Origin of the sequence: uncultured Marixanthomonas sp. (assembly GCF_963974425.1) — a bacterium.
Lineage (GTDB): Bacteria > Bacteroidota > Bacteroidia > Flavobacteriales > Flavobacteriaceae > Marixanthomonas.
Window position 1 is genome coordinate 1 of the sequence record NZ_CAXBCK010000034.1, and the last position, 16,832, is coordinate 16,832.

14 protein-coding genes are annotated in these 16,832 nt (G+C 37.9%); 3 read left to right on the forward strand and 11 right to left on the reverse strand.

Annotated elements, in window-relative coordinates; all coding sequences use genetic code 11:
- The 6 genes from AACZ92_RS10800 to AACZ92_RS10825 all read right to left on the reverse strand — a co-directional run.
- On the reverse strand, positions 1–601 hold a 601-nt coding region (locus AACZ92_RS10800; RefSeq protein ID WP_339701010.1), incomplete at its 3' end, for a RimK family alpha-L-glutamate ligase.
- Complete coding sequence (locus AACZ92_RS10805) at positions 598–1,026, reverse strand: RimK/LysX family protein (protein WP_339701012.1); 429 nt, start codon at positions 1,024–1,026, stop codon at positions 598–600. The genes AACZ92_RS10805 and AACZ92_RS10800, both read right to left, overlap by 4 nt.
- 35 nt (positions 1,027–1,061) lie before the next feature.
- A complete protein-coding gene (locus AACZ92_RS10810; protein WP_339701014.1) occupies positions 1,062–1,634 on the reverse strand; it encodes a sugar O-acetyltransferase in 573 nt (190 codons plus the stop codon).
- Between the two features lie 84 nt (positions 1,635–1,718).
- Positions 1,719–2,591: a RimK family alpha-L-glutamate ligase gene (locus tag AACZ92_RS10815; RefSeq protein ID WP_339701016.1), complete on the reverse strand. Its 873-nt coding sequence runs from the start codon at positions 2,589–2,591 to the stop codon at positions 1,719–1,721.
- 61 nt (positions 2,592–2,652) lie between these two features.
- Positions 2,653–4,560 (reverse strand): acetate--CoA ligase, encoded by a 1,908-nt coding sequence (gene acs / locus AACZ92_RS10820; protein ID WP_339701019.1) that lies wholly within the window; start codon positions 4,558–4,560, stop codon positions 2,653–2,655.
- Between the two features lie 536 nt (positions 4,561–5,096).
- The gene (locus tag AACZ92_RS10825) at positions 5,097–5,804 is read right to left on the reverse strand and encodes a hypothetical protein (protein ID WP_339701021.1); all 708 of its coding nucleotides are present in this window, start codon (positions 5,802–5,804) and stop codon (positions 5,097–5,099) included.
- Between the two features lie 257 nt (positions 5,805–6,061).
- Here AACZ92_RS10825 and ssb point away from each other — a divergent pair, with 257 nt between their 5' ends.
- The 3 genes from ssb to recQ all read left to right on the forward strand — a co-directional run bounded on the left by ssb (position 6,062) and on the right by recQ (position 9,027).
- Positions 6,062–6,394, forward strand: a complete 333-nt coding sequence (gene ssb / locus AACZ92_RS10830) for a single-stranded DNA-binding protein (protein ID WP_339701024.1) — start codon at positions 6,062–6,064, stop codon at positions 6,392–6,394.
- Between the two features lie 115 nt (positions 6,395–6,509).
- Positions 6,510–6,830 (forward strand): GIY-YIG nuclease family protein, encoded by a 321-nt coding sequence (locus AACZ92_RS10835; protein WP_339701027.1) that lies wholly within the window; start codon positions 6,510–6,512, stop codon positions 6,828–6,830.
- Positions 6,831–6,903: 73 nt separating this feature from the next.
- Positions 6,904–9,027 carry a DNA helicase RecQ gene (gene recQ, locus AACZ92_RS10840; protein ID WP_339701029.1) on the forward strand — a complete coding sequence of 708 codons (2,124 nt, stop codon included), beginning with the start codon at positions 6,904–6,906 and terminating at the stop codon, positions 9,025–9,027.
- A 161-nt stretch (positions 9,028–9,188) separates the two neighbouring features.
- Here recQ and AACZ92_RS10845 read toward each other — a convergent pair whose 3' ends face one another.
- The 5 genes from AACZ92_RS10845 to metG all read right to left on the reverse strand — a co-directional run bounded on the left by AACZ92_RS10845 (position 9,189) and on the right by metG (position 16,758).
- The gene (locus AACZ92_RS10845; RefSeq protein ID WP_339701031.1) at positions 9,189–10,094 is read right to left on the reverse strand and encodes a histone deacetylase; all 906 of its coding nucleotides are present in this window, start codon (positions 10,092–10,094) and stop codon (positions 9,189–9,191) included.
- Positions 10,082–10,990 carry a DMT family transporter gene (locus AACZ92_RS10850; protein WP_339701033.1) on the reverse strand — a complete coding sequence of 303 codons (909 nt, stop codon included), beginning with the start codon at positions 10,988–10,990 and terminating at the stop codon, positions 10,082–10,084. The genes AACZ92_RS10845 and AACZ92_RS10850 overlap by 13 nt, the downstream gene beginning before the upstream one ends.
- 92 nt (positions 10,991–11,082) lie before the next feature.
- A complete protein-coding gene (locus AACZ92_RS10855; protein WP_339701035.1) occupies positions 11,083–13,215 on the reverse strand; it encodes a Tex family protein in 2,133 nt (710 codons plus the stop codon).
- A gap of 225 nt (positions 13,216–13,440) precedes the next feature.
- Positions 13,441–14,634, reverse strand: a complete 1,194-nt coding sequence (locus AACZ92_RS10860; protein WP_339701037.1) for a hypothetical protein — start codon at positions 14,632–14,634, stop codon at positions 13,441–13,443.
- A 6-nt stretch (positions 14,635–14,640) separates the two neighbouring features.
- Complete coding sequence (gene metG, locus AACZ92_RS10865; protein ID WP_339701039.1) at positions 14,641–16,758, reverse strand: methionine--tRNA ligase; 2,118 nt, start codon at positions 16,756–16,758, stop codon at positions 14,641–14,643.
- Positions 16,759–16,832: the final 74 nt, after the last annotated feature.

The window sequence follows — 16,832 nt, forward strand, 5'->3', positions numbered from 1 at the left end:
TAGCGCCAACTACTTGTCCGTCTACAATAAAAGCACGAATATCGGCCCCGCCGGCTTCTTTGATAAATTCTTGAACGATGACACGTGCTTGCAGGTTGTTAAAAGCTTCAATAACCGATTCGGCTGCTTTTCGTGTTTCGGCTAAAATAACCCCGATGCCTTGTGTGCCCTCTAAAAGCTTGATAATTACTGGCGCGCCACCAGCTTGTTCCACGATTTCCTTTACGTTTTTTGAATAATTGGTAAAAATGGTTTTAGGCAATCCCAATCCGGCGCGGGATAGTATTTGTAAACTCCGCAGTTTATCGCGGGAACGTACCAATGCCATCGATTCGGTAGTAGAAAAGACGCGCATCATTTCAAATTGACGAACTACAGCAGTTCCATAAAAGGTTACCGAAGCACCAATACGCGGAATTACCGCATCGGTGTGTGATAATGGCTTGCCTTTGTAATACACCATTGGGTTCTTTTTTTCAATAACAATATCACATTTGGTGTGATTAATAATCTCTACTTCATGCTTTCGTTTTTTAGCAGCTTCTATTAAGCGTTGCGTAGAGTATAACCCTGCATTGGCCGAAAGGATCTTTATATTCATTTCTGTTTTGCTTTAAGTTTGTGTGATAGGTTGGTTTTATTAATATCTACTACAAATTTCTTGGTTAAAAAATTACGTCCCAATAATACGGGAAATTTCATTTCCTTTCGGTCGCTTAAGGTTAAGAAAATAGGATGTTTTTTTCCGAATAATAATATTTCAGTATGTATTCTATAACGGGTTTGCGACTCGCCATTACTACTTTTCACGATTTTAACATCATACTGATCAAAAATAAACTCTTTATTATGATACTGTGGATGTTCTTCATCTAAAAAACGACATTTTAAATAATCGTTTTCTATGGTAACGTCGGTACAATGAATAGACGATGTAAACGCTCCTGTATCAATTTTTACTTCTATATCTTCTAATTCTAATTTTGGAAAATCTGCTTTATCTATTCGGCCTATATTTCTCTTCATATATTTAATTTATGCACGTTGGAACGGCACGCTTTTTATAATTCACTAATCACTTTGCAAGGGTTTCCATATGCTAAAACATTACTAGGAATACTTTTGGTTACAACACTTCCTGCACCAATTGTAACATTATCTCCAATTGTTACCCCGGGAAAAATAACAGAATTTCCTCCAACCCATACATTATTACCAATTTTAACTGGTTTTGATGAGGTTAAATAGCGCGATTGACTTCCATCCTCAATTATTCTGTCTGTTGCTTTCAAAGGATGACTTGCGGTATAAATTTGTACGTAAGGTGCAATAAGTCCATTTTTTCCAATTGTTATTTCGTTATTGTCTATAAACATACAGTTTGTGTTAACAAATGTATTTTCTCCAATTGAAATATTCTCTCCATAATCGCAAAAGAATGGTGTTTCAATCCAGACACGCTTTCCTTTAAAACTAAACAATTCAGTTAAGATGTTTTCACGCTCTTCAGTTAATTCTGAATCAAGGCCGTTATATTCTTTCAATAATTTTCGTGCACTATGATACATTTTTATCAATTCTGGATCTCGAGAATCATAAAAGTCACCATTCAGCATTTTTTCTTTTTCAGTCACAGAAACCTTATATTTATATTAACAATATACCAAAAACCACTGCCAATCTAACGGCAGGGACTGTTTTTATATTTCCTTTAACCCTTATCGCTTACTTCGTTCTATATAGCCGATAATACTTTTGGAAATATTTTTTTGTGTAGTTTTTTCAATTCCTTCGAGTCCTGGGGTAGAGTTAACTTCTAATACTAAAGGCCCTCTTTCAGATTGTAAAATATCGACCCCGCAAACACCCATTTTTATTGCTTTGGCAGCTTTTAGAGCAACGGCTTCTTCTTCGCTACTTAGTTGCAAGCTTTGCGATGTTCCGCCTCGGTGTAGATTAGATCTAAAATCGCCTGCTTTACATTGTCGTTTCATGGCCGCAATTACAACACCGTCCACTACAATAACACGAATATCCGCTCCTTTCGATTCTTTAATGAATTCTTGTAGTACAAATTTTTGCTTGGCAGCTTGAAGTGTTTCAATAATAGGCATGGCTTCTTTACCATTTTTGGCTAATATTACACCTTGCCCGTGGGTGCCTTCTAATAATTTAATGATAATTGGGTTGTCCTCAAACGTGGCTACTTGTTCGGTTGCTAAATAAGGATTTACGAACACTGTATGCGGAACGGCTACTCCTGCTTTTGAAAGTATTTGAAACGAAGTCCATTTATCGCGAGAATCTAATATGGCTTGCGCCGAAACAATACTGAACACATCCATTGCTTCAAAATGTCGCACTAAGGAAGAGCCATAATACGTGTTGGAAGCTCCAACACGTGGAATAACAGCGTGTAAGTCGTCCACTTGCTCTTCGTGATAATACAGCACAGGCTTTCCTTCTTGAATACTCAGCCTACAGTAGGTGGGATCTAACACTTCCATAGCATGGTTGCGTTTTTCACCTGCTTTTAAGAGACTTTGTGTTGAGTATAAATGATATCCTCTAGATAAAATAGCTATGTTCACAACGGGTTCAATTAAGGTCGCAAGATATAAATTGTCTGCCTCTTTTCAGAAAAATAAAGCCTTACAATGCGTTATTGATAATATCTTCGACTACCTCAGGGTTAAGCAGTGTACTTGTATCTCCTAAGCTATCGGTTTCATTAGAAGCTATTTTCCGAAGAATACGGCGCATAATTTTTCCGCTTCGGGTTTTGGGCAAACCGTCTGTAAATTGAATTTTATCCAACTTCGCAATCGGCCCTATTCGATCGGTAATCAATTGATTTATCTCTTTCCGAAGGTTATCTTGGTTTCTACTTTCTCCGGCTTCTTTCAGTGTAATATATCCGTAGAGGGCATTTCCTTTTACATCGTGTGGAAATCCAACAATTGCACTTTCAGCCACGGCTGGATGCTCGTTGATCGCATCTTCAATTGGCGCAGTGCCTAAGTTGTGTCCTGAAACAATCACCACATCGTCCACACGGCCCGTAATACGATAATAGCCTACGCTATCGCGCAAGGCGCCATCGCCTGTAAAATACATATTCTCAAAACTCGAAAAGTAGGTGTCTTTATACCGCTGGTGGTTACCCCAAATGGTTCGCGCCATCGAAGGCCACGGAAATTTCATACACAACCTACCATCTACTTGGTTGCCTTTTAATTCGTTTCCGTCAGCATCCATAAGCGCCGGCTGTATGCCTGGTAACGGCAAGGTAGCAAAGGTTGGAATTGTGGGCGTCACATACGGAATGGCGGCAATCATAATGCTTCCAGTTTCGGTCTGCCACCACGTATCGGTAATCGGACTTTTTTTATGACCAATATTTTCATCATACCAGTGCCAAGCTTCTTCATTAATAGGTTCCCCAACGGTACCCAGTACTTTCAGCGAGCTGAGGTCATATTTTTCAACAAATTCCATGTTTTGCTTCGCCAATGCTCTAATGGCTGTGGGCGCCGTGTAAAACTGATTTACTTTATGTTTCTCCACAATCTCCCAAAAACGCCCCCAATCTGGATACGAAGGAACGCCTTCAAACATAACCGTGGTAGCCCCATTCGCCAAAGGTCCGTACACAATGTAACTGTGGCCAGTAATCCAGCCAATATCTGCCGTACACCAATACACATCGTTTTCACGGTATTGAAACACATTTTTAAATGTAAACGCACTGCCTATCATATAGCCGGCAGTGGTATGCACCATGCCTTTGGGTTTTCCGGTAGAGCCGGAGGTGTATAAAATAAAAAGCGGATCTTCCGCATCCATAATCTCAGGTTCGCAGGTAGTTGCTGCATTATCTAACAAAGGTTGTAGCCATTCGTCACGGCCTTCTTTCATGGTAATGTCTGATTCTATTCGTTTCGCTACCAAGACGGATTTTACGCCTTCGCAAGACTCCAACGCTTTGTCTACAATTCCTTTTAAATCGATTGTTTTTTTTCCTCGGAAAGAACCATCTGCTGTAATCACTATTTTACAATCGGAATCGTTAATCCGCGTAGCCAAGGCATTTGAAGAAAACCCTGCAAACACCACGGAATGTATGGCTCCAATTCGCGCACAAGCCAATACCGAAACGGCCAATTCAGGAATCATCGGCACATAAATACATACGCGATCACCTTTCTTAACGCCTTTATCTTTTAATACGTTTGCAAATTGGCAGACTCTATCGTGTAATTGCTGGTAGGTAATGTGCTCTGCTTTTTCTGAAGGGTCATTCGGTTCAAACAAAATAGCCGTTTTATCGCCCCGAATTCTCAAGTGGCGGTCAATGCAGTTTTCGGTAATATTTAGTTTGGCACCTTTAAACCAAGTGATTTCCGGTTTACTGAAATCCCACGACAGCACTTCATCCCACTTTTTACGCCACATAAAATGCTCCTCGGCAATCTCATCCCAAAACGTTTCGGGATAGCGAACCGATTTGCGATACACGGTAAAATATTCTTCTAAACTTTTTATATGGTAATTACTCATGAGTAGGAGTTTAAGGTGAAATAAAACACTTGGTTACCAAATTTAGCAAATGTTTAGGGAAGTAGGAAGGGAATAAAGGATGCTAATACGATATTTAACGAATGGTGTGAAATTTTAAGAGGATTGTGTTAATGTGCTTAATGATTATAGAACTGAAACTAAATGGTTGAATGTATTTGACGGCAATTGACAGCGTTTGCATACTATTGCTTATTCCTAAATATTTATGCACGGCATTACTTACCGATGTATTTATTTGCATACGATTGACTTTACCAGACGAATAAACCCAAAATTTAGGGGGTTTTGTTCAGGCTTCCTTCGGGGATCCTTTGGGAACGGCTCGGGTGTATTTTCTAAAAATGGACGCTTTGCAAAGTAAGGGCGAATGAGGGTGGGAGGAAATTAGAGAAAGAGTTAAGAAAAAGGGAATGGCATATGGCAGTTTTTGCATTTCTCTAAGAACTTGTGCTTAAAGATTTTTTTTTAGAATGAAATTCTTAAGTAATGGACTTTAAGCTTTGTCTTACATTGATTTAGAGTTCATAATTTAAAAGCTCTTTTTCAATATTCATATCTTTAATCATAAAATAAATATCCTCAGCTATTTCTGATGAAATAAAGCTTCCTTTCGGTTTTCCAGATGCAAGGATTGGAGCTTCTTCTACAACCCTCAATTGTATTAATTTAGAGATAGTTATTTCAAATAGGTATGTGTTTGTTATTTCTTTTTTGTAATCATAAATATTTACTACTTTACTTAAATCAGCAATAGAATAAATTTTAGTAAAATAGCTTAATTCGTAATCATTAAGATCCTTCAATGCAGAAACAATCAGCAACTCTTTTAAAGTTATATTTATTGTATGTGATAAAACTCGACCAGCGAAATATCCTAAAATCATTGAACAATAAATAGATTTTGAATTTAACGAACTATCAATTGTATCATTTACAAAATTAAAATTTCTCTCGTTTTCTAGATATGAATACATATGAATAGTCTTTTCGGGTGTATTTATTCCACCTTCATCAAGACTCTTTGCATATGATTTTAGAAAGCTTTTAAATTTTCTTTTTTTATTGAATGTATATAAAGAATGAACAATTTTAATTGGAGTAAAAATATCTTGAGCGGTATCGGTAATATCCTTGATAGGTTCAAAATAATTATCAACAATATTGTCTATTTCTGATATATGCTTCAGAACATCTTTACTAATTTCTACTAAATCTTTTTCCATTTATTTACTCGCTTATAAAAATTTTTATGAAGATTATAATAAACCTACCATAATTTCTAACTAAATATTCAGTCTAACAATTTAGTTTTTAGCGTACTTGTCAACAAGGAAACAAACACTTACAAACGTTTACAAGCAACTATAAACGAAAGTAAATACGTACCAACCGAGTATAACTTCCGGCCCGTTCTATGTTTGTACCGTTGAATAATTAGTTCAACAATAATCTTAACTGTTAATCCTTAAAAATTAAAATTATGAACGCACTTAGAAACAAAGTACAGTTGATTGGAAGATTGGGACAAGACCCAGAAATCGTAACTTTTGCCGACGGTAATAAAATGGCAAAATTCTCAATGGCTACAGACGATAGTTACAAAGACAAAAACGGACAAAAAGTAGAGCGCGCCTACTGGCACAACGTGGTAGTAAAAGGTGGATTGGTAAACGTGGTAGAAAATTACGTAACCAAAGGGCAAGAAATCGCCATAGAGGGTAAGCTTACCAACCGCGCTTGGGATGATAAAGAAGGCAACAAACGCTACGTAACCGAGGTGTTGTGTAATGAGTTGTTGATGTTGAGTAAGTGACTTCGGCTCCGCTCAGCCACCTAAAAGGTTCTCTGTTTTTCAACAGGATAGAGACAGTCTAAAAATGACTCCCATTAAAAAATATATTTTTTGATGGGAGTTTAATTATAAAACCATGAGAAAAGGATATACATACATACTCAAATGTGCTGACGATAGTTATTATACTGGAAGCACCATTGATTTGTTGGTTCGCTTTATACAACATCAATCAGGGATGGGTGCAAATCATACAAAAAAACGTTTGCCCGTTACACTTGTGTATTTTGAAGAACACAGCCGAATTGACATTGCTTTTAACCGGGAAAAACAATTACAAGGTTGGAGTAGAAAAAAGAAAGAAGCACTTATAAAAGGCTGGGTTGAAGAGTTACACCAATTCGCTAGCTGTAAAAACGAAACTCATTATTTAAAATTCCGAAGGAATAAAAAATAAAAGACAATTCCAGGTGGCTGAGCGGAGTCGAAGTCCCGGTTTTGCAATTAAATATTCTTTAACTTTGCACCCTATGCCCATTACAAACACAACACCCACCATACAAGACCTTTTAAAAACCCATTTTGGATACGATCAATTTTTGCCTAATCAAGAGCAGATAATCAATAACGTATTGAAGGGGAACGATACGCTGGCCATTATGCCAACGGGGGGAGGGAAGTCGTTGTGTTTTCAATTACCGGCTTTGGCACTTCCGGGAACCGCAATTGTTGTGTCACCTTTAATTGCTTTGATGAAAGATCAGGTGGATGCGTTGCGCTCTAATGGAATTTCAGCGGCATATTTCAATAGTTCGCAACCACAAGGAGAGCAGCAACAAACCCTTTCCGATTTACAAGCCGGGAAATTAAAACTCTTTTACGTAGCACCGGAAAGTATCTTTTTGTTAGAAGATACTTTACACCGTATCGATATAAACCTATTCGCGATAGACGAAGCACATTGTATTTCGTCTTGGGGGCATGACTTTCGGCCTGCTTACACCCGACTGGGGAGCTTAAAAGAGCAATTTCCAAAGATCCCTCTAATAGCACTTACCGCAACTGCCGATAGTGCCACACAAGACGATATCGCAAAACAACTGGCAATCCCAAAAGCTAAAAAGGTAATTGCTTCGTTCGATAGACCTAACTTATATTTAGATGTTAGACCTGGGCAGAAAAGGATTCAGCAAATACTGCAATTTCTGAGATCACACAGAGAAGAGAGCGGTATTATTTATTGTCTAAGCCGAAAAAGCACGCAAAACGTAGCTGATAAATTACTCGCTGCTGGGTATGACGCAAAAGCGTATCACGCAGGTTTATCTTCAGAAGAAAGAAGTAACATACAAGAAAGTTTTGTCAATGATAGAACAGCTATTATCGTAGCGACTATTGCCTTTGGTATGGGAATCGATAAGAGCAATGTTCGTTGGGTGATTCATTATAATATGCCTAAAAATATTGAGGGTTATTATCAAGAAATTGGCCGTAGTGGTCGCGATCGATTACCAGCACATACTTTGCTGTTTTATAGTTTTGCCGATGTTGTTCAGCTTCGGAAATTTGCCGAAGGAAGCCCTACGGAAGAATATCAACTCGCCAAACTAGAACGCATGCAACAGTTCGCTGAAGCCTTGAGTTGCCGTAGGCGAGCCTTGTTGGGTTATTTTGGAGAGCACTTGCAAGAAGATTGTGGTAACTGTGACATTTGTAAAAATCCGCCAACCTATTTCGATGGTACGTTGTTAGCACAAAAAGTATGTTCGGCGGTGGCTCGTTTGCAAGAACAAGAAGCTTTGGGGATGGTAATCGATGTATTACGAGGCGCCCAAAATGCACAGGTGTTCAACAAAGGGTATCAAGGTGTAAAAACGTACGGCGTAGCGAGTGATGTTTCGTGGCGTGATTTGCAGCAATACGTTATTCAATTAATCAATCAAGGAGTGTTGGAGATTCGGTTTCACGAAAACGGAAGATTGATATTGACGCCGTTGGCAAAGGCGGTATTGTTTGAAAATAGAAAAATATATTTGGCGCGTCCGCTTCAGGAAAAAGAGGAAGAAAAAACAACCGCCAAAAGTGCCGTAAAAACTAGCGGACTTTTTGATAAGCTAAAGAACCTTCGAGGCACCTTAGCAAAAGAAAAGGGCGTCCCGGCGTATGTGATTTTTAGCGATGCCAGTTTAAAAGATATGGTGGCAAAAGTTCCACAAACCGAAACTGAATTTGCGACCATAAGCGGTGTAGGGCAAGCAAAGTTGGAAAAGTACGCAACACCTTTTCTAAAAGTCATTATAGAAGAACAGAAAAAGAATCCAAAAAAAGCGATAAAGGCAACTAAAAAGAAAGGATCTAAAAAAACACCCACACACTTGGTGAGCTTGGCATTATTTAATGACGGATTAACGGTTGATGAAATTTCAAAAGAACGAAACCTTACCACCGGAACTATTTATGCACACTTGGAAAAAGCACATATTTCGGGGGAAGAAATCGAGATAGAACGGTTAATCACTTCAGAAGAAATCGAGAAGATAGTTGCTGCAAAAGATTCAATTGAAAGCCCCGAAAGTTTAAAAGCATATTTCGAGTATTTTGAAGCTAAAGTGCCGTATTGGAAAATAAAATTGGGACTGCATCTTTCGGAATAAGTAATTTTGAATTCGGAGGTTTCGATACATTCCACCAAAGGTGGAACACTCAACCACCTCAATACGTATCCTACCATAAAAAAAATTAATCAAAAAGCACGATTTAAGATGGTTGAGTGATTCTGCCCAAAGGCAGGATCGTATCGAAGCGACCGAGCCACTTACACAAAAAACAAATCCTGCGCCAAGCGATACGTATTTGCGTGGGCGTCAATAATCACTTTTATATCAGGTGAATAACCGCCGCCTATACTCACTTGCACGGGGATTTCATGCTTTTTAATGGTTTCAAAAACAAAAAGATCGCGTTCTTTACAGCCATCAACTGTGCATTTTAATCGGCCTAATTTGTCGGTTTCTAAAATATCAACGCCACTGAGGTAAAAAATAAAATCGGGTTGTACGTTTTCTATTAAGGAAGGGAGTATCTCTTTCAACTTTGATAAATAAAACGCGTCGCCGGACCCATCGGGAATAGAAATATCCAGATCACTCACTTCTTTTTTAAATGGATAATTACCAGCGCCGTGCATGGAAAATGTAAAAACCGAATCGTCGTTTTCAAATATTTTCGCAGTACCGTTACCTTGATGTACGTCCAGATCGACAATTAAAATTTTTTTGGCCAATCCTTTGCTTTGTATATAGCGAGCGGCAATAGCTTGGTCGTTGAAAATGCAGAACCCTTCTCCGTGATCGGTATAGGCGTGGTGTGTGCCTCCGGCGATGTTCATCGCAATACCGTGTTCTAGAGCATATTCACAGCCTTGAATGGTACCTTGTGTAATGATATGTTCTCGTTTTACCAAGCCTTCAGAAAGTGGAAACCCTATTTTTCGAGCCGCCCGTTTATCAAGCGTCAAGTTTTTTAAATGTGAAACATATTCAGCTGTTTGTACCGCAAGGATATGCTCATCTAAGGGCATGTTAGGTTCAAAGAAATTAGCTTCATTGCAGGTTCCTTCATATAACAATTGCTGTGGAAGGAGTTCGTATTTCTCCATGGGGAACCGATGCCCTTCTGGTAACGGGTGTTTATAAATAGGATGATATGCTATTTTGAGCATGCAATGCGTCTTCTTTTTGAAGGAAACAATCGATTTTTAAAGTTGATTTCTTTATTGTAGAAGGTAATTCTAATTCCTAACAACAAAATTAAACCACCAATAACCATTTGCAAGTTAATGGTTTCATCTACAAATAACCACGCTAAGATAGATGCTAAAATTCCTTGTCCTAATAAACTCACCGAAACGAGGGTAGCACGCATTCTTTTAGTAGCAAAACTTATCAATAACCAAGCAGCCAATTGGCATATTACCCCTTGAATAAGCAATACAAACCATCCCATATTACTAAATCCAGAAAACGGTTCACCAATTGCGTAACTAATAATGCCTAATGCAATGGCAGAAGCAAGTAAACTAATGCTCATAAAAGAAACCACATTAAATTTATGCAAGATGAATTTACTCACTAACATATAGACTGCATACAGCATCCCCGATAGAATGCCGAATATAAATGCAAGATCGAAATTAAGGTTTATAAAAAAATGAAAACCGACTAAAGTCACCATACCTAAAACAGCAACAACAGTACCAATCCAAAAGTTCTTTTTAGGTTTATTTTTCAGAAAAAAGAAGGCGCCAATTCCTACCCACACAGGTGATAAATTGGTCAACAACGAGGCCTGTGTTGCGGTAGATTCTTGTATGGCGATATTCCAAACAGCAACGTCTAAGCCGAATACCACGCCACAAACAATGCCTAAAAGTAACACCTTGGTCGATGGTATTTTTAATTGTTTTGTAATTAGTGCATAAGGAAGCAGTAAAGCCGAAGCAATTGCCATTCGGTAAAACGCAGAGATAACCCCTGGCGTAAGACTTAATTTTACTAATACGGGAAAAATGGAAATACAAATTATTCCTACTACTAAAGCGATTCTTGCCTTTTTCATAAGCCTAACAGTTAAAAGGATGAAATAATAAAAACGCGAAATTAGCTAATAAAAAAGACTAGCAAATAGAAAAGGTGAAAGAAAACATTTATTTAACACACCGATTTATGAAGTTTCAACTGAATACGTTTTCTATCAACATCTACCTCCAATACTTTTACGATAATCTGTTGGTGTAAATGCACGTGTTCATTAACATCGGACACAAAAGAATCTGCTAAATTTGAAATGTGAATGAGGCCACTTTCTTTAATCCCAACATCCACAAAGGCGCCAAAATTAGTCACGTTGTTTACAATTCCTGGTAATAATTGGCCTTCTTGTAAATCGGTTATCGTTTTTATATTTTGATTGAAAGTAAAAACCTTTGCTTGCTCCCTGATATCAAGACCGGGTTTTTCCAATTCTTTTATAATATCCTGAAGCGTGGGTAAGCCGACGGTTTCAGTTTGGTATTTTTCCAACGGGATTTCTTGAAGTAATGTTTTATTCCCTATCAATTCTGAAATACCAACCTTTTTATCTTTTGCCATTTTTGAAATCACAGCATAGCTTTCCGGATGCACAGCTGAGTCGTCTAAAGGATTTGACCCTTCTTTTACGCGAAGGAAACCGGCAGCTTGTTGAAACGCTTTTCCGCCCAGTCTTGAAACATTTTTAATATCGTTTCTAGACGTAAAAGCACCGTTTTCGTCTCGATATTTTACAATGTTTTCAGCTAATTTATCACCAATACCTGAAACGTAACTTAGCAACGAAGTACTAGCGGTATTAATGTTGACACCTACGGCATTTACACAGGTTTCAACGACACGATCTAGTGAGCTTTTAAGCTTACTTTGATCCACATCGTGTTGATATTGCCCCACGCCAATAGATTTGGCATCGATTTTTACCAATTCGGCTAATGGATCTTGTAAACGTCGCCCAATGGAAACAGAGCCCCGTACGGTAACATCGTAATTAGGAAACTCATCGCGAGCAATTTTTGAAGCCGAATAAATAGAAGCACCGGCTTCGCTTACGACAAATACTTGGATGGGACGGTCAAACTGAATATGGCGGATTACTTGTTCGGTTTCTCTAGAAGCGGTTCCATTACCAATAGCAATCGCCTCAATTTTATGGGCGTTTACTAAGGTGCTAATTTTTTTGATGGCTCCTTTAGTATCATTTTTAGGCGGATGCGGATAGATAGTTTCGTTGTGTTCTAATCCACCTTGCGCATCGAGGCATACTATTTTACAACCCGTTCTAAAACCGGGATCGATTGCTAACACTCTCTTTTCACCCAAGGGAGAACCCAATAATAATTGTTTCAGGTTTTTGGCAAATACCTGTATGGCCGTTTCGTCGGCTTTTTCTTTAGCCGCATTTAAAATTTCGTTGGAAAGTGCTGGGAACAACAATCTTTTATAAGCATCTACTACAGCTATTGAAATTTGATCAGCACACGCACCGTTCGATTTTATAATTCGGCTTTCTATTTTGTAAAGCGCTTTTTCATCATCAATTTCAATTTTTAAACGAATAAATCCTTCTTCAGTAGCACGAAGAATGGCCAACAATCGGTGTGAGGGACAACGACTTAATGCTTCGCTCCATTTAAAATAATCTCTAAATTTCTGTGCCTTCTCGTCGTCTTTTTTAGTTTTCACGACCTTGGTGGTAAGGATTGCGTGTCGTTCTAATTGATTCCGAAGCATATTTCGAATGTCACTTCGTTCGTTAATCCATTCGGAGATAATATGACGAGCACCTTCTAGTGCTTCTTCCACCGAAATTGAACTAGTAGTGTACTGTTCAGCAATCGAATGAATATTAGAAGCATTTTGTGCCATAATAATCTTTGCAAGTGGCTCCAATCCGTTGTTTCGAGCAGTATCGGCTTTGGTTTTGCGTTTTTTCTTATAAGGTAAGTATATATCTTCTAGCGTGGTACTATCGGTAGTTTGTTCTATTTTTTTCTGAAGTTCATCGGTAAGAACTTCTTGTTCTTCCAGCGCTTTTAAAATAGTGGCTTTTCGCTTTTCTAGCGTTTCAAATTCTTCTTTGTACGTAACAATATCACCTACTTGTACTTCATCCAAATTCCCCGTTTGTTCTTTTCGATAGCGGGAGATAAACGGAATGGTACAGTCTTCATTCAATAAAGCAATGGTGTTTTGTATTGCTTTTTCGGGAAGTTGGGTTTTGGAAGTTATATATTTAAGAAGGCTGTTCATTTTAAATTTATTCTGAAAATTTTACAAGCCTATAACTATTCTCTTTCCTATTGTAATGGCCCCAGATAAAGGATCCGTTTAATTTAAAGATAGTTTCGGCGGTCGCTCCTTTTGTGTTTTCAAAAGCAGTTTTTATTCTATCAAAGGGATTTTCAGAAATCGACCCTTCAAGATGGTTAAAATCTTTATCAAACAAACCTGTAATTCTAACAGATTTTGTGTTTTTTATCCGTTGTATGTGGAGTTTAAGTTATTAAAAGAGGCTGCTATAATTCCACCGGCAAGACCTCCTAATGCACCTCCAACAATCATTGCGTTACTTGGTTTTTCTGTGGCACTGCCCATTGTAATTTCATAAATTCCATTTTGTTTATAAATGGATAGACCAATACCTTCATTCGAAATTTTTCGTAGGAATTGATTAGTTTTTTCTAGTTCTCTATACGAATCAAACTCACCTCCTTCTTGTATTATTGGGGTGTTTTTAAATTCTAATTGTTCGTCATCAGTGACAGCGATTTTTTTAATTATTTTTCCTGAAGGTATCTCTGCTATTTGAAATTGAAGCTCATCTGAATTGGAAGCTATTTGAAAAAGCTTATTATCCAACAGAAAGCTATTGCTGTATGCTGACATTTGGAAACCGTCTAATTCCCGTTGCGCTACTTTTTCAACTGTTTGCTTAAAGGAATCTAAATCAAACTTAATAACATAAGTATATTCCTTGAAATGGTCTGAGGTTATGCTTACTAAACTACCTTTTCGGTAAATTTTAAAATCTTTAGAGGTAAGCTCCAATGAATTTGGTGTATTTAATTCAATCTGACTTATTGTAGACCTACTTACAATTTCACTCAGTCTAATGGGTCTGTCATTTCTATCTAAAAGAGCTTGTTCTTCAAATTTAACTTCGTTAACTATGGGTGTAAGCGTATTATTAAACGAGTAAATATTGATTTGTGAACTTCTTTTAGGAACAGATAAAACATGTAGTGTATTGTTGTAATATACTGCGTCTAAATAGGTTTCACCCCGAAGTTTAAAGTCTAATTCCTTAGCTTGACTAATACTTTTTTCAAAATCAAAGATCATTGCTCCATAACTCCTACCATTTAAGGTATTCATAAAAAGAGTTACCTTTTTATCCTCGATAGTATACCCAATTATAGACTTAAATTTTGAAGAAAGGTCTGGGCAGATTACATTTCCCAAGCTATTATAATTTTCATCATAGAGAAAACCATATACTCTATCACTGTCCTCAAGAAAAACAAAGAAATTCCCTGATTTTTCATCTACTATACTAAAGGATTGCTTTATAGTATTGAACTTATCGTCGCCATTTATCTGTATAACTTCCTCCTGTCCATTCATAAATGCATAAAAGAACATGGTCAGAAATAGAAATAATTGTTTCATAAAGTATTAATTTATCGTTGCTCCGTTTTCAACTCCAGCTCCTGTACTGAGCGGAGTCGAAGTGTCTGGGTTTACAAAAGATAACTTCCCTTCAGCAGTTTTGGTCATTAAAATCATTCCTTGGCTTTCAACACCGCGCAGTTTTCTGGGAGCCAAATTAACGAGTACTGTTACTTTTTTGTCAACTACATCTTCTGCTTTAAAACTTTCAGCAATTCCGGAAACGATGGTGCGTACATCGATACCTGTATCTACTTTTAATACCAATAACTTTTTGGTTTTTGGCATTTTTTCGGCTTCGATAATGGTGCCCACGCGCATATCTAACTTGGTAAAGTCATCAAACTGAATGGTTTCTTTTTCAGGCTCTACGGTTTTGTTCATAGCTTCATTGGCTTTTTTACTAGCTTCTAGTTTGTCGAGTTGTTTTTGTATTTGTTCGTCTTCAATTTTACTGAACAACAAACTTCCTTTTCCTATTTGGTGACCGGGTTTTATAAGTTCAGTTTTTGAGGTAACATCATTCCATCCTTCAACTACAATTGGTGTTTCATTACTTTGCTGGTCACTGAGCGAAGCCGAAGTGAGCATGTTCCTTAGCTTTTCTGAAGTAAACGGCAAAAATGGCTCGCTTAAAATTGATAAAGCAGAAGCGATTTGTAATGCAACATACATCACTGTTTTAGTACGTGCTTCGTCAGTTTTAATTGTTTTCCAAGGTTCTTCGTCTGCTAAATATTTATTTCCTAAACGCGCCACATTCATCAATTCTTGCTGTGCTTCTCTAAAACGATACCGCTCTATCGAACTAGCAATAACAGCCGGATAGGCTTGTAATTCTTTTAATGTTTGTTTGTCAACTTCAGAAAAATCTGAAGCTTCTGGCACAATTCCGTCGTAATATTTATTGGTTAAGACCACCACTCGATTTATGAAATTTCCGAAGATAGCGACCAGCTCATTATTGTTCCTGGCTTGAAAATCGGACCACGTAAAGTCGTTGTCTTTTGTTTCTGGGGCATTTGCGGTTAATACATAACGCAACACATCTTGCTGATTCGGAAACTCCTCCAAATACTCGTGCAACCAAACCGCCCAGTTTTTACTTGTGGAAATTTTGTTTCCTTCTAGGTTTAAAAATTCATTCGCCGGAACGTTATCTGGCAAAATATAATTCCCTTCAGCTTTTAACATACTCGGGAAAATAATACAGTGAAAAACGATGTTATCTTTCCCTATAAAATGAAGTAGTTTAGAATCTTCATCTTTCCAATACGGCTCCCAATCTTTTCCTTCACGTTCTGCCCATTCTTTAGTAGCAGAGATATAGCCAATGGGTGCATCGAACCACACATATAAAACTTTGCCTTCGCCTCCTTCAACCGGCACGGGAATTCCCCAATCTAGATCGCGGGTTACGGCACGGGCACGTAAACCGTCGTCAATCCAAGATTTGCATTGGCCGTATACGTTGCTTTTCCAATCTTTTTTATGGTCTTTTAAAATCCATTCTTTTAAAAAGCCTTCGTATTGATCTAAGGGTAAAAACCAGTGGCGCGTTTCTTTTAAAACAGGCTTGTTACCGGTAATGGCACTTTTAGGATTTATTAAATCGGTTGCGTTGTGGGACGTTCCGCAGTTTTCACATTGATCGCCGTAGCTTTCTTCAAAACCACATTTAGGACAGGTTCCTATAATAAACCGATCGGCTAGAAATTGATTGGCTTCGGCATCGTACAACTGCTCCGTGACTTCTTCAATAAATTTTCCGTCTTCATATAATTTTTTGAAAAAAGCCGAAGCAGTATCATGATGCACTTTTGCTGAGGTTCGGGAATAATTATCAAATGAAATCCCGAAGTCTTCAAACGATTTTTTTATGATTCCGTGGTATTTATCCACTACTTCTTGAGGCGTTATGCCTTCTTTTTTAGCCTTGATGGTAATAGGTACGCCGTGTTCGTCACTTCCGCAGACAAAAGCTACATCTTTATTTTGTAAGCGTTGGTAGCGCGCGTAAATATCTGCTGGCACATACACACCTGCTAAATGCCCGATGTGAACAGGGCCATTGGTGTATGGTAAAGCGGCGGTAATGGTATATCTTTTAGGAGTTGTTTGCATAATTAAATCCTTCGTTTTCTTGATGGAGGTGCAAAATTACGGATAAATGTGTTAATTTGGGTGCTATACTATTT